The 12,029-nt window shown below is 69.5% G+C and carries 14 protein-coding genes; 8 read left to right on the forward strand and 6 right to left on the reverse strand.

Features of this window, described 5'->3' with window-relative positions; all coding sequences use genetic code 11:
* Window positions 1–12: 12 nt before the first annotated feature.
* From QIY60_RS30435 to QIY60_RS30450, 4 genes are all read right to left on the reverse strand, one after another.
* The gene (locus tag QIY60_RS30435) at window positions 13–900 is read right to left on the reverse strand and encodes a geranyl diphosphate 2-C-methyltransferase (protein WP_283145384.1); all 888 of its coding nucleotides are present in this window, start codon (window positions 898–900) and stop codon (window positions 13–15) included.
* Window positions 901–903: 3 nt separating this feature from the next.
* Window positions 904–2,253: a family 2 encapsulin nanocompartment cargo protein terpene cyclase gene (locus tag QIY60_RS30440; protein WP_283145385.1), complete on the reverse strand. Its 1,350-nt coding sequence runs from the start codon at window positions 2,251–2,253 to the stop codon at window positions 904–906.
* A 107-nt stretch (window positions 2,254–2,360) separates the two neighbouring features.
* Entirely contained in the window at window positions 2,361–3,773 is a 1,413-nt protein-coding gene (locus tag QIY60_RS30445) for a family 2B encapsulin nanocompartment shell protein (protein WP_283145386.1), read from the reverse strand.
* A gap of 315 nt (window positions 3,774–4,088) precedes the next feature.
* Entirely contained in the window at window positions 4,089–4,358 is a 270-nt protein-coding gene (locus QIY60_RS30450; protein ID WP_283145387.1) for a hypothetical protein, read from the reverse strand.
* Window positions 4,359–4,612: 254 nt separating this feature from the next.
* On the opposite strand from QIY60_RS30450, the gene QIY60_RS30455 reads away from it, so the two are divergent.
* The 4 genes from QIY60_RS30455 to QIY60_RS30470 all read left to right on the forward strand — a co-directional run bounded on the left by QIY60_RS30455 (window position 4,613) and on the right by QIY60_RS30470 (window position 7,239).
* Window positions 4,613–5,200 (forward strand): TetR family transcriptional regulator, encoded by a 588-nt coding sequence (locus tag QIY60_RS30455; protein ID WP_283145388.1) that lies wholly within the window; start codon window positions 4,613–4,615, stop codon window positions 5,198–5,200.
* Between the two features lie 155 nt (window positions 5,201–5,355).
* A complete protein-coding gene (locus QIY60_RS30460; protein ID WP_283145389.1) occupies window positions 5,356–5,685 on the forward strand; it encodes a TfoX/Sxy family protein in 330 nt (109 codons plus the stop codon).
* A gap of 377 nt (window positions 5,686–6,062) precedes the next feature.
* A complete protein-coding gene (locus QIY60_RS30465; protein WP_283145390.1) occupies window positions 6,063–6,251 on the forward strand; it encodes a hypothetical protein in 189 nt (62 codons plus the stop codon).
* Between the two features lie 283 nt (window positions 6,252–6,534).
* A complete protein-coding gene (locus tag QIY60_RS30470) occupies window positions 6,535–7,239 on the forward strand; it encodes an NAD(P)-binding domain-containing protein (protein ID WP_283146123.1) in 705 nt (234 codons plus the stop codon).
* A gap of 252 nt (window positions 7,240–7,491) precedes the next feature.
* Here QIY60_RS30470 and QIY60_RS30475 read toward each other — a convergent pair whose 3' ends face one another.
* Window positions 7,492–7,887 carry a hypothetical protein gene (locus QIY60_RS30475; protein WP_283145391.1) on the reverse strand — a complete coding sequence of 132 codons (396 nt, stop codon included), beginning with the start codon at window positions 7,885–7,887 and terminating at the stop codon, window positions 7,492–7,494.
* Window positions 7,888–8,219: 332 nt separating this feature from the next.
* Here QIY60_RS30475 and QIY60_RS30480 point away from each other — a divergent pair, with 332 nt between their 5' ends.
* Window positions 8,220–9,017 (forward strand): thymidylate synthase, encoded by a 798-nt coding sequence (locus QIY60_RS30480; protein ID WP_283145392.1) that lies wholly within the window; start codon window positions 8,220–8,222, stop codon window positions 9,015–9,017.
* The gene (locus tag QIY60_RS30485) at window positions 9,014–9,520 is read left to right on the forward strand and encodes a dihydrofolate reductase (protein WP_283145393.1); all 507 of its coding nucleotides are present in this window, start codon (window positions 9,014–9,016) and stop codon (window positions 9,518–9,520) included. The genes QIY60_RS30480 and QIY60_RS30485 overlap by 4 nt, the downstream gene beginning before the upstream one ends.
* A 166-nt stretch (window positions 9,521–9,686) precedes the next feature.
* Here the strand turns inward: QIY60_RS30485 and QIY60_RS30490 are convergent, their stop codons facing one another.
* Window positions 9,687–11,090 carry an amino acid permease gene (locus tag QIY60_RS30490; protein ID WP_283145394.1) on the reverse strand — a complete coding sequence of 468 codons (1,404 nt, stop codon included), beginning with the start codon at window positions 11,088–11,090 and terminating at the stop codon, window positions 9,687–9,689.
* Window positions 11,091–11,330: 240 nt separating this feature from the next.
* Here QIY60_RS30490 and QIY60_RS30495 point away from each other — a divergent pair, with 240 nt between their 5' ends.
* Together QIY60_RS30495 and QIY60_RS30500 are read left to right on the forward strand one after the other, a co-directional pair.
* Window positions 11,331–11,630 carry a hypothetical protein gene (locus QIY60_RS30495; protein WP_283145395.1) on the forward strand — a complete coding sequence of 100 codons (300 nt, stop codon included), beginning with the start codon at window positions 11,331–11,333 and terminating at the stop codon, window positions 11,628–11,630.
* Window positions 11,627–12,019, forward strand: coding sequence for a fic family toxin-antitoxin system, toxin component (locus tag QIY60_RS30500; RefSeq protein ID WP_283145396.1), 393 nt, complete (start codon window positions 11,627–11,629; stop codon window positions 12,017–12,019). The genes QIY60_RS30495 and QIY60_RS30500 overlap by 4 nt, the downstream gene beginning before the upstream one ends.
* Window positions 12,020–12,029: the final 10 nt, after the last annotated feature.

Consider the following 12,029-nt stretch of genomic DNA (forward strand, 5'->3'; position numbering starts at 1 on the left):
GCAAGTGGTTGGTCAGACGCGGTCGGCGGCGATCAGGAGGTACTGGAAGGAGCCGTCCTCGTACGACTTGAGGAAAGCCTCTTCGATGCCGGTGACCAGGGAGGACGTGGCCCGCAGCTGCCAGTAGGGCGTGGTCGCGGCCGTCAGGTCGATGACGGCTTGCGGTACGAGACGGTTGTCGGCCATGGCTCGCAGGTATTCCCTGCGGGAGTGGATGTTGCACTCGAAGTGGGCGTTGATCTGGGAGACCCACTTCGAGGGCTGGCCGTAACGCGGGTTCCAGCAGCCGGTGATGGTCACATAGCGGCCGCCGACCGCGAGGACGCGGGAGTGCTCGGCGAAGAGGTCCTCCAGGTCGACGTACATGCTCGACTCGTTGTTCCACGAGGCCGCGGCCTGCCCGGTCTCGAAGGGCATGTCGAGCATGTTGCACACGCGGGCGCGGACGTGGTCCTCGATACCGAGTTCGCGGGCGCGCCGGTTGGCGAAGTCGGCCTGCTTGGTGGACAGGGTGACGCCCTCGACGCTGCATCCGAACCGCTGGTGGGCCATGACCATCGACCCGCCCCGCCCGCAGCCGGCGTCCACGAGCGTGTCGGCACGCCCGATGGTGCCGAGGTGGTCCAGCAGGACTTCGGCCTGCGCCGATTCCAGGCGGTGAAGCTCGGCGATCAGCTTCTTCTCGTACTCGCTGTCGGCGGTGTCCCCGAGCGCGTCGTGGTCGACGTCGCCGATGCCGTAGTGGTGGTGGTAGAGCCCGTCGACGTCGCCGAGACGCAGGTTCACGGGCCTGGCCTCCTGGTCCCAGTAGCGGGCGATGTCCCCCTGGTAGGGCGACGCCGGGGCGGGGACGAAGGCGGAGGTGTTGGTGGTGAGCTCGGTGGTCACAGGAATGTCCACTCCTTACCAGAAATCGGGCAGGCTGTATCGGTAGGTGTTGGTCTGGTGCCAGTAGTGGTTGCCGTCGAGCCACACCGCCACTCCGCGCAGGAAGCGCAGCAGGCTCGGTACGGGGCAGGCGGCGGCCACGGCGGCGGCTTCGCTCTCGAAGTCGTGCATGAGCTGGTTGTGGACCTCGACCGCCTTCAGATAGGCGTCCCGGTCGGACATGCCCTCACGTTCGGCGATCACCACCGGCAGGTTCAGGTGCCGGCCGGGGCTGTCGAGTTCCTTGGTGTACGAGTACAGGTCGTTGACGATGGTGGTGGCGTTGCCGGCGAGTGCGATGACGCGCTGCACGGCGGGCCGGGCGTGCAGGTCGGCGGGCAGTTCGTAGCCGCCGACGGTGTCGGTGATGGTGGGACAGGGGCGGAAGTTGTTGAACTGGCGCATTGCCAGGTACTCCCACACCTCGGGAACGGTGTCCGTCTCCGCCCACGCGGCCTCGGCGAGATACCCCAGGTGCAGACGGGCCATGTCGTGCCGGAACCGGTCGGCCTGTGAGGGCGTGGAGTGCTGGAGGAGGTACTCCATGGCGGAGCGGTAGGCGCGCCGGGGAGCGTCCGACTGGAGCGAGGCGGTCCACTCCGGCTGGTACTCCTTCGTGGTGTGCAGGGGGTCGAGGGCCGTGTGTGCCAGCAGGAGGCGACTGCCGAGACCGATGGGCGAGCCCCCGTGGTCCTCGCAGTAGCAGTCGTCGACCGCGTTCTCGGCGACCATCAGCCGTGCGGCGACCATCAGGTGGTCGGTGGTGGGAGCGTCCGGATGGCAGGCGACCATGTAGCGGGCGACGGAGAAGCCGTCGAACTGGTCTTCCCACTCCGGGGGATATGCCTGGACCTCGTCCACCGCCCATGTCTTGATCCTGCGGCCGACCTCCTCCACCCGGGCCGGGTCGGGCGGCAGTACCGGGTGGTGGTAGAGGCCCGGGATGGGGGTGCCCTCCACCGGTGTCACAGGAACCGGGGACTGCTCGCACCCGCTCAGCCGCAGGCCGGCCGTACCCAGACCGGTGGGCCCCCGCAGGATCCGTTCCAGGGCCGGGCCCAGCTGCCTCACCTCGGCGGTACCGTCCTGCACGTGCCGCGCGATCAGGTCACCACCTGGGGCGTTGGCGGGTGCGGCCTCGTCCGGAGGAGCGGTTTTCGCGGCGGGGACGGGGACGCGGGGCGGCCCTGGCAGCCCGGGCCGGGCCCCGGCTTCCGCGCCTGCTTCCGTACCGGCTTCCATGCAGGCGGCAACGATGCGCTCCCCGAAACGGGCCGCAGCGATCGGCAGGCTCGACTGCACAGGGGCAGCATCAGGATCGGGCATCCGTAGCTCCTTGATGAGGTGGGGCGGGGCGGCCTGCCCCAGGTCCCGGGCATGTTCGACCAGCGGCCGGGGAAGGTCCGGGCCGTTGGGGACGCTGAACGGCACCCCTAGTCCCTCCAGCGGGCGATCTGCACGTTCTCAAGGACGCCGAGCGCGTTCGGCACCAGGATCGCGGCGGAGTAGTAGGCGGTGACCAGGTACGAGGTGATCGCCTGCTCGCTGATGCCCGTGCGGCGCACCGACAGACCCGGTTCGTACTCGTCCGGCAGGCCGGTCTGGTGCAGACCGATGACGCCCTGGTTGTCCTCGCCGATGCGCATGGCGAGGATCGAACTGGTTCTTTCCTCGCTGATGGGGATCTTGTCGCAGGGCAGGATCGGCACGTTTCGCCATGCCTGAACCCGCTGACCGTCGAGGTCGACCTGGTCCGGGTAGATCCCGCGGGCGTTGAGCTCGCGCCCGATCGCCGCGATCGTCCTGGGGTGGGCGAGGAACAGCTTCGTACCCCGGCGGCGGCAGAGGAGCTCGTCGAGGTCGTCCGGGGTGGGCGGGCCGGAGTGGGGCTGGATCCGCTGTTTGAAGTCGGCGTTGGGGAGCAGGCCGAACTCCCGGTTGTTGATCAGCTCGTACTCCTGGCGCTCGCGCAGCGCCTCGATCGTCAGCCTGAGCTGCTCCTCGGTCTGATTCATCGGCCCGTTGTAGAGGTCCGCGACCCTCGTGTGGACCCGCAGAACGGTCTGTGCGACGGAGAGTTCGTACTCGCGCGGGTGGAGCTCGTAGTCGACGAAGGCGCCCGGCAGTCTGGCTTCGCCCTTGTGGCCGGCCGACATGCCGATCTCGGCCTCGCCGTGACGGTTCTGCCGCCGACGAGGCAGCGAGCCGAACCGCTCGATGTGGGACCGCAGGCTCGGGGCCCTGGACAGCACGGCGTCGAAGTCGGCGCGGGACAGGGTGAGCAGCGTACCGGCGGTCTCGGCCGTGGCGGTGCAGTCCCATGTGGCGTCGGCGTCCAACAGGGCGTTCTCACCGAAGTGGTGGCCGTCGGCGAGCAGGCCGATGCCCACGTCGTCACCGTACTGGCCGACGGAGGTCTGGTTGATGCGGCCGTGGACGATCAGGTTGATCCCCTCGGCGGGGGCGCCGCGCTCGACCAGCACCTCGCCGGCGCGGAAGTCACGCCGGACACACCGGTCGGCGAGCGCGGTCAGGACGTCGACGTCCTCGAAGCCGCGCAACAGGGCCAGTTCGCCGAGTTCTTGGGGGATGACCCGGATATCGGCACCGTCCTGGACGAATGCGATGTACCCATCGCCGACGGTGTAGGTCAGCCGACGGTTCACCCGGTAGGTGCCGCCCTTGGCCTCCACCCAGGGGAGCATCCGCAGCAGCCAGCGGGAGGTGATCTCCTGCATCTGCGGCGCGGACTTGGCCGTGGTGGCCAGGTTGCGCGCAGCCGCGGTGCCCAGGCTGCTCTGCCGCGCCGGCTCCAGCTCCGCTTCCGGGCTGGTCTCGATGGTCATCCGCCGGGCTCTCCTTCGCGAAGGGGGTAGTTCGGGGCACGCGGGCCAACCGGTGAAGGCGAAAGGGCAGACCTCAGCCAGCCCTCCAGCTCCCGAGGACCAGTAAAGGGCCGGGGCGCCCCGCGCGGGCCAAGACCGGCGGTTGTTACTTCGATGCAGTGGTCTTGCCCCGGATGACGTTTGTTCCGACAGTCGAAAGGATTCGGACTGTTCGAACGCGGGCGCACCTGGCGTATGGCTGCATCAACTCGCGGGGCGACGTTTCGTATCCGGGGCGGCGGCCGCGGTGGGGACGGCCCCCAGACCTCCCGCCGGTCAGCTCGTCTGCTGGGGCGGGCGCCATTGGCCCATCGCGCGTTGCCCTTTGCGGAAGGCGCGGAACACGACCCACGCGGTGACCGCCAGTGTGCCGACGAAGACCAGCCCGAAGAGGCCGCTGCTGTCGATGACGGAGTTGAAGTTCTGCATGGCCGTGGCGTACGTGCGGTCGTCCGCCTTCGCCAGGCCCGGCATGACGGAGACGTCGAAGGCGAAGAAGAGACCCGCCATCAGGCCCATGGCCAGAGCGGCGGCGCCCAGAAGCATTCCCGTCAGCCGGTCCCGGGGGCTCCGCCAGTCCGGCGTGGGGGCGTCCCGGTGGAGAAGGCGTCCCCCCAGCACCTGGTTACCTGCTCATCTCATCGCGGAAGTCTCTTGCACGACCATGGCGCAGGCACTCTGTCGCATACGCGAGGGTCCAAAGCGGGCCGGTAAGGGGCGGGCGTGTGTGGTTGCTGGTCCGACTATACTGAGCAGTACGTACGTCCGTACCGATAGTTCTCTGGGAAGGGGTACCGATCGTGGCAGAGGAGGCCGGGCGACCTGCGCGTCGTACGCGTCGGCATGACCCGCACCGGCGGGAGCGTATCGCCGAGGTTGCCGAGGAGTTGATCGCGGAGCGGGGGCTTGAGGGGCTGAGTCACCGGGCGATCGCCGAGCGGGCTGATGTTTCGCTCAGCTCCACGACCTACCACTTCGCCGACCGCGAGGCCCTGATCCAGGCCGCGCTCGAGCGGGCCGCGGACCGCTTCGCCGCCTTCATGCGCCAGTGGGCCGCCGAGCATGCGCAGGACACCCGCGAAGAGCTGGCCCAGGCGCTGGCGGATTCCGTCATGGCTTGTGTGGGGGAGGAGGGGCGGAGCGGGGCGGTCGTGGAGTTCGAGCTGTATCTCGCTGCGCTGCGTCGCCCTGCCCTGCGGGAGGCGGCCGCGCGTCTGACGAGTGAGAGTGTCGAGGTGATGACTCCGGTGGTGGGGCCGGTGGTCGCGGCGTGTATTCCGCCGCTGATGAACGGGCTGTGCCTGCAGGTGATGACCGCGCCCGAGCCGCCCGGTCGCGGGCAGGTCCTTGAGGTGCTCAGGCAGGTCCTGGGCGTGGCGCCCGCCTAGCCCGGCCGGCCGCAGGGTTCGGGCCGGCCCGCTGTCGACGCCGTATTCAGCTCTCCATCCGGGCGGCCGCCCGTACGGGCGGGTTGGCGTGAAGGTTCCGCGAAAGCATGGGCACATTGTTGATGGCGGACAGTGGAGGGAAGGGTGCGAACCTGATGGCCTACGACGAGGTGCTTGCGGACAGGGTCCGCCAGCGCCTGGAGCACGCCGACCTGGACGCGGTGGAGAAGAAGATGTTCGGGGCGCTCTGCTTCCTGGACCGGGGAAACACGGTGGCCGGGGTGTCCGGCGACGACCTGTTCGTACGTATCGACCCCGACGACCTGGACGACGCCCTGGCCCAGCCCGGGGCGCGGCCCTTCGAAGCTCGCGGCCGGACCGCCGGCGGCTGGGTGTATGTGGCGGGCGAGGTCCTTGAGGACGAAGTCCTGGACGCGTGGCTTCTGGCGGCCTGGGACGCCACGGCCGAGCTACCGTCCAAGTGATCCACCCCAACGTCGCCCCCCTCCTGCGGGGTTCGCGGTAGCGCGGGACGTTGGCGCCCTCCATCGAGCGGCCGTTGGTTGCGGTGTGCATCGAGCCGGTGACGAACGGACTGGGCGTGCAGGTGATGACCGCGCCCTTGCCTCGGGCTGGGGGAGAACATCGGGGTGCTGAGGTGGTGCTGGGGGTGGCGCCTGCCTAGCCGGGGCTGTGGCGAATGGCCCGCCGTCGACGCGTGAAGGGGGAAGTCTTCCCCTGGTGCGCCGATGGTGGGCCTTTGTGCTGCCTGGGAGGCCTGCCCGCTGCCCGCCGAAGTGTGGCCTGGGTCACTCTTTGGCGGCTTATTGGTGCGGACGTCCGTACCAATAGGTTAGGGTGGATGAAGTTCTGGAAGACCGGCAAGGCCATGCCGTTCCTGGGCACCGACGACATCGACGCCACCGTCTCCGCGGTCGAGGCCAACGGCGGCCAGGTGCTGGCACCCAAGCGCCAGAAGGGCCCCGTCGCCGTCGCTGTGATCCAGGACCCCTGGGACAACCAGTGGTTCCTGTGGCAGTTCACCGGCTGACCCCCACCCCATCAGCCCCACCCAGTCGGCACTGTCGCACTTCTCGGGTGCAACCGGCAGGTGATGCGGGATGTCCGGTTGGCCCGCCGCCCAGGCCGATCCGGGCGCGGGGTGGCCGCTACCCTGCGTTTCCACCCCGCCCGTTCAGCGCTGTGCCCCGGACGGCGGTCAGCGGCGCGCCGTCCGGCTGCCGCCTGTGGCTGGGTCCCACGAGCGCCGTACTCCCGCGCGCCACACGCCCTTTGAACGCTGCTCCCAGCAGGAGGTCCCCGTCATGAACGCCATGAAGATCGCAGTCCTCGGCACCGGCGGCGGAGGCCGGGCGCACGCGGCCAGGCTTGCCGAACTGGGCCACCAGGTCGCCGTCGGAACCCGCGACCCCGAAACCACCCTGGCCCGTACCGAGCCGGACGTGATGGGCAACCCGCCCTTCAAGCAGTGGCTCGCCGACCACCCCGACATCACCCTGGCGACCTTCGGCGACGCTGCGGCCTCGGCCGAGCTCGTCATCAACGGCATCGACGGCCACAACGCCGTCCAGGCTCTGGGCGCCATCGCCGACCAGCTGGCCGGCAAGGTCCTCATCGACTACGCCGTCCCCTACCTCTACAACCCCACCACCGAGCACCCCTGGCCCACCCCCTGGGGTGTCATGCCGCGCCTGGACCCGGTCGACACCGACAGCCTCGGCGAGCAGATCCAGCGGGCCCTGCCCGACACCAGCGTCGTCAAGGCCTTCGTCACCCAGGAGCAGGACACCGTCGTCGACCCGGCCCGCGTCGCTGGCGGCGACCACACCACGCTCATCGCCGGCAACGATGCCGACGCCAAACAGAGCGTCACCCACCTGCTGAAGTCCTACGGCTGGCACGACATCCTCGACCTCGGCACCCTCCACGCCGCCCGCGGCATGGAAATGTACGCCCACCTCCACAGCGCCATCGGCTTCGCCCTCGGCGGCCCCTTCGGCGTCAAAATCCAGCGCTGAGCTGTGCCACGGCGGACTTGAGCCGGGAGGGCGGCAGGCGGCAAGCACAGCGGTCGGGGCGTCACCTGCCGAAGAGCTGGGTCGGGACGGGCGGTTGGTGAGGTGGGAGTCAGTCACCGCAACCGGGGGTTGAGGTGGCTGAACGCTTTCCCCTCCCACCTGGCTCCGTAAGGGCGCACGAGTGACCTGGCGGAGACCGTCAGGCCCCTCCCCTTCCCTCAACGCCGGGAAGCTCGGCCAGTGACGGTGTAGCTATCCGCTGGTCACGTCGGCGTCCCTGCGGGGCTTCGATGTTCTGCGGGACTGGCGGGAGAGCAGCTGAGCAGCGCCGACGAGGACGTAGAGCACGACCAGCACTCCGAGTATGAGGTTGAGCCAGTCGTAGGTCGCGTCCTTGAGGAGTGCGGCCCACGCTCTGTACCCCGCGACGGATCCGGCGACCACCAGCAGCACCGACGCGACGATGCGCAGCGCCCGCGCGGCCCCGGGGCGTCTGTCCTTGAGCAGCTCGGCACCCGCACCGAGTGCGACCAGCGCGGCGAAGGCGTGGTGCGGCTCGGCGTGCCCCGACCCGATCGCGTCCACGATGTTGATGAGGACTCCGATCGAGCCGACGGCCAGGGCGGCCTGGGATATACGGCAGTTCATCAGTCCCCTGGTTGGCAATCGGGCTTCGGTGGCCATGGATCAGCCGTAATTGTCGCAGGTCAGCGGCGGAGGGGACATCCGGTCCACCAGGCTTGGATCCACCAGTGCCGACCGCTGAGAGGAGCATGGCCATCGCCGCGCCCCGGCTGCTGCGCCCTGACGCTCGGCAGGGGCGGCGGCCCCCGCCCGGATCCTGTCCCGGGGCCCACCCGGGCCCCTCCGGCGGCGCCAGCACGCGCACGGGACGGTCGGCCGTCGGCCACTTCGCCGCTCAAAACGGCGAAGACGTGGCCGTCGAGTCCGCGTTCTCGGCGCTAGTAGAATCGTCGGTTATGGCCGATACCCAGTACGAAGACCTGTTGAGGCTGGTGCTCACCTCCGGGACAGCCAAAGCCGACCGGACGGGCACCGGTACCCGGAGCGTCTTCGGGCACCAGCTGCGCTACGACCTCTCGCAAGGGTTCCCGCTGGTCACCACCAAGAAGGTGCACCTCAGGTCCATCGTGTACGAGCTGCTGTGGTTCCTGCGCGGCGACTCCAACGTCGGCTGGCTCCAGGAGCACGGCGTCACCATCTGGGACGAGTGGGCCGACAGCAACGGCGACCTCGGTCCGGTCTACGGGGCGCAGTGGCGCTCCTGGCCCACCCCGGACGGCGGGCACATCGACCAGATCAGCGAGGTCCTCGACACGCTGCGCCGGGACCCGGACTCCCGCCGGATGATCGTCTCCGCCTGGAACGTCTCCGAGCTGAACAAGATGGCACTGGCGCCGTGCCACGCCTTCTTCCAGTTCTACGTCGCCGACGGCAAGCTCTCGTGCCAGCTGTACCAGCGCAGCGCGGACCTGTTCCTGGGCGTCCCGTTCAACATCGCCAGCTACGCGCTGCTCACCCACATGGTGGCGCAGCAGGTCGGCCTTGAGCCGGGCGACTTCATCTGGACCGGCGGCGACTGCCACATCTACGACAACCACGTCGAGCAGGTGACCGAGCAGCTCTCGCGCACCCCGTTCGAGTTCCCCCAGCTGCGTCTGGGCAAGGCCGCCTCGCTGTTCGACTACGACTTCTCCGACGTGGAGGTGCTCGACTACCGGCACCACCCGGCCATCAAGGCTCCGGTGGCGGTGTGAACGTCGGGCTGATCTGGGCGCAGACCCCCGAGGGCGTCATCGGCGCGGACAACGCGATTCCCTGGCGTCTGCCGGAGGACATGGCGCACTTCAAGGCGACCACCCTCGGCCATCCGGTGGTGATGGGGCGCAAGACCTGGGATTCGCTGCCCGTACGGTTCCGCCCGCTGTCCGGCAGGCGGAACATCGTGGTCACCCGTGATCCGCGGTGGGAGGCCGAAGGAGCGGAGCGCGCCGGGTCCATCACCGAGGCGCTGGAGCTCGCCGCCGAGCCGTCGGAGCCGGCAGCCGTCCCCGCTGAGACATGGGTGATCGGCGGCGGGGAGATCTATCGTGCCGCCCTGGAATACGCCACGACGCTCTCGGTGACGGAAGTCGACGCGGCGGTGGACGGCGACGCCTACGCCCCGACACTGGGCCCGGAGTGGAAGGCCGCCCAGGACGACGGCTGGCAGTCCTCGGCGTCAGGGCTGCGCTACCGCATGCGCACGTACACCCGCTGAGCGGCGGCCCACCACCCTGACACAGCCGCGATGCAGCGGTCGGAAGCCGCGGTGGGCGCCTGGACCGCGCGGATCAGGCCCACCCGACCGAGCACCGCACCCCCGCCACCCGGGGGTGCGGTGCTCGGTCGGACAGACGGTGGCGACGCACATCAGCGCCGTGCGCTCAGGGCGTCCGGGCCTTCCGCTGTCGTACGTAACCGATCGCGGCCAGCGTGAGCGCCAGTCCGCCGGTGAAGTAGAGCTCGACCCGCGTTCCGGAGTCCAGGGCCATGAGCACCAGTACACCGGTCACAGCGGCCAGGGTGACCCATGTCAGATACGGGAAACCCCACATCCGGACGGTCAGTCGGGCGGATCCCGTGCGCTCCAGGCGGCGGCGCAGCACCAGCTGGGACACCGCGATGAAGCCCCACACGATCAGCACGACCCCGCCCACCATGTTGAGCAGCCAGGCGAAGACGGTCGTGGGCCACCAGTAGGACAGGAGTACGGCGACGAAGCCGAACGCGCACGACGCGAGGACCGCGCGGCGCGGGACCCGGCCGGAGACCTTGCCGAGGAAGGCGGGACCCTGGCCGCGCGCGACCAGGGAGTACGCCATGCGCGAGGAGCCGTAGATGTTGGCGTTCATCGCGGAGAGCAGCGCGATCAGGACGACCACGTTCATGATCTGCGCGCCGCCGGGGACACCGAGCCGGTCGAGCACGGCGGCGTACGGGCCGCTGTCGGTGACGGCCTTGTCGTTCCACGGGATGAGCGTGACGATCGCCAGCATCGAGCCCACGTAGACGATGCCGATCCGCCACATCGTCGTCTTCACGGCCTTGGCCACGCCCCGCGCCGGGTCCTCGGACTCGGCCGCCGCGATGGTCACCGTCTCCAGACCGCCGTAGGCGACGACCGAGGCGAGCAGCCCGACGAGCAGTCCGCTCATGCCGGTCGGCAGGAACCCGCCGTCGTGGACGAGGTGTGCCGTGCCCGGGGAGTCGGTGCCGGGCAGCAGGCCGAGGACCGCCAGGGCGCACAGCGTCAGGAAGAGCGCGATGGCACCGATCTTCAACGCGGCGAACCAGAACTCGAACTCGCCGAAGTTGGAGACGGCGCCCAGGTTCGCGCCGCAGAACACCGCCATGAAGGCCAGCACCCACAGCCAGGACGGGACGCCCGGGAACCACCCCTGCATGATGTGCGCGGCACCGATCGCCTCGATCCCCACACCCACGACGAGCAGCGTCCAGAACATCCATCCGGCGGTGAACCCCGCCCAGCGGCCGATCGCGCGCTCGGCGTGCACGGAGAACGAGCCGGAGGCCGGGTTGGCCGCGGACATCTCGCCGAGCATGCGCATCACGAACATCACCAGGATGCCGGACGCGGCGTAGGCCAGCACGATCGACGGTCCGGCGGCGGCGATACCGGCGCCGGACCCGACGAAGAGACCGGCCCCGATGACACCCCCGAGCGCGATCATCGAAAGGTGCCGCTGCTTGAGCCCGTTGGAGAGCGGGGTGCCCGGCCCGGGCGCGTCCTGTTGGTGAGGGGGAGTGGGTGTCAGTGTCTGGCTCATGTACGGGTCTGTCCAATTAATGAGATGCAAGTACGCCCGATTATGAGACGCCTACGCGATCTACCATCCGCTCTGTCCGTTATCCGGAAGATGTGGTGGCTTTCTGTTATCTCGCCCGTACGGAGCGGAATGCCCGGGGAAGGTCGAGGGTGTCGTGTTGGTGTGCCTGGAACGGCTCGGCGCGCAGGCCCGCAGGCACGGCCCTGGGCTCATCGTGGTACCGCTCGTAGCATCGGTACCATGTCGGATTCTTCGAAGGCGATGAACCTGCGGTTCCGTGACCCGCAGCAGCGCGAAGCCATCGCGGCAGCGGCGAAGCAGGCCGGCGTCAGCACGCAGGAGTACGTGCTCTCCGCCGCCTACGACCGCGCCACCGCTGTGGAGCGGCGCTTCCTGGCCGCTTTCGCCCAGTCCCAGGCCCGCAGCGGCCAGGCCTTCGATACCGAGGCCGGCACCACCGACCCCACCGCACAGCAGCGGGACGCGGAACGTCAGGCACGCCAGGATCTCGAATCCGGTGAAAGGGGCCATGCGGCGTGACCCGGCCCGGCCCGTCGCACCCCCTCGATGTCACCTTCCTGCTCCGTGCCGCCGAACTGCTGCCCGGCGACCCGCAAGTCGACGACCTCGGCCCCCTCTACGCCGCGGCCGCCCGCGTCAACGCCCGGGCCCTGGAGCATGACATCTACGGCTCCGTCTTCCTCAAGGCGGCCGCCCTGCTGGAGACCCTCGCCCGCATGCCCTGCCTGGAACACTCCAACGAGGCCTTCGCCTGGCACTCCTGCGAGGCATACCTCGCCTTGAACGGACACACCATGAGTTACCCGCCGAAGGCTGCCGTGGCGCTCGTCAGGGACTCCGCGGCCCGCGCACTCGGCGTCGCACAGATCGCCCGTCAGTTGCGGGCCTGGTCGTCCGCAGGGACCTGACCACCAGGGC

Source organism: Streptomyces sp. BPTC-684 (genome assembly GCF_030028635.1).
In the GTDB taxonomy this organism is placed as follows: Bacteria; Actinomycetota; Actinomycetes; order Streptomycetales; family Streptomycetaceae; genus Streptomyces; species Streptomyces noboritoensis.

Bases quoted from the DNA above. Each gene is read 5' to 3' on its own strand.
- QIY60_RS30440 (WP_283145385.1), bottom strand. From the start codon at position 2,253: ATGCCCGATCCTGATGCTGCCCCTGTGCAGTCGAGCCTGCCGATCGCT.
- QIY60_RS30445 (WP_283145386.1), bottom strand. From the start codon at position 3,773: ATGACCATCGAGACCAGCCCGGAAGCGGAGCTGGAGCCGGCGCGGCAG.
- QIY60_RS30450 (WP_283145387.1), bottom strand. From the start codon at position 4,358: ATGCTTCTGGGCGCCGCCGCTCTGGCCATGGGCCTGATGGCGGGTCTC.
- QIY60_RS30460 (WP_283145389.1), top strand. From the start codon at position 5,356: ATGGCCTACGACGAGGTGCTTGCGGACAGGGTCCGCCAGCGCCTGGAG.
- QIY60_RS30465 (WP_283145390.1), top strand. From the start codon at position 6,063: ATGAAGTTCTGGAAGACCGGCAAGGCCATGCCGTTCCTGGGCACCGAC.
- QIY60_RS30470 (WP_283146123.1), top strand. From the start codon at position 6,535: ATGAAGATCGCAGTCCTCGGCACCGGCGGCGGAGGCCGGGCGCACGCG.
- QIY60_RS30475 (WP_283145391.1), bottom strand. From the start codon at position 7,887: ATGAACTGCCGTATATCCCAGGCCGCCCTGGCCGTCGGCTCGATCGGA.
- QIY60_RS30480 (WP_283145392.1), top strand. From the start codon at position 8,220: ATGGCCGATACCCAGTACGAAGACCTGTTGAGGCTGGTGCTCACCTCC.
- QIY60_RS30490 (WP_283145394.1), bottom strand. From the start codon at position 11,090: ATGAGCCAGACACTGACACCCACTCCCCCTCACCAACAGGACGCGCCC.
- QIY60_RS30495 (WP_283145395.1), top strand. From the start codon at position 11,331: ATGTCGGATTCTTCGAAGGCGATGAACCTGCGGTTCCGTGACCCGCAG.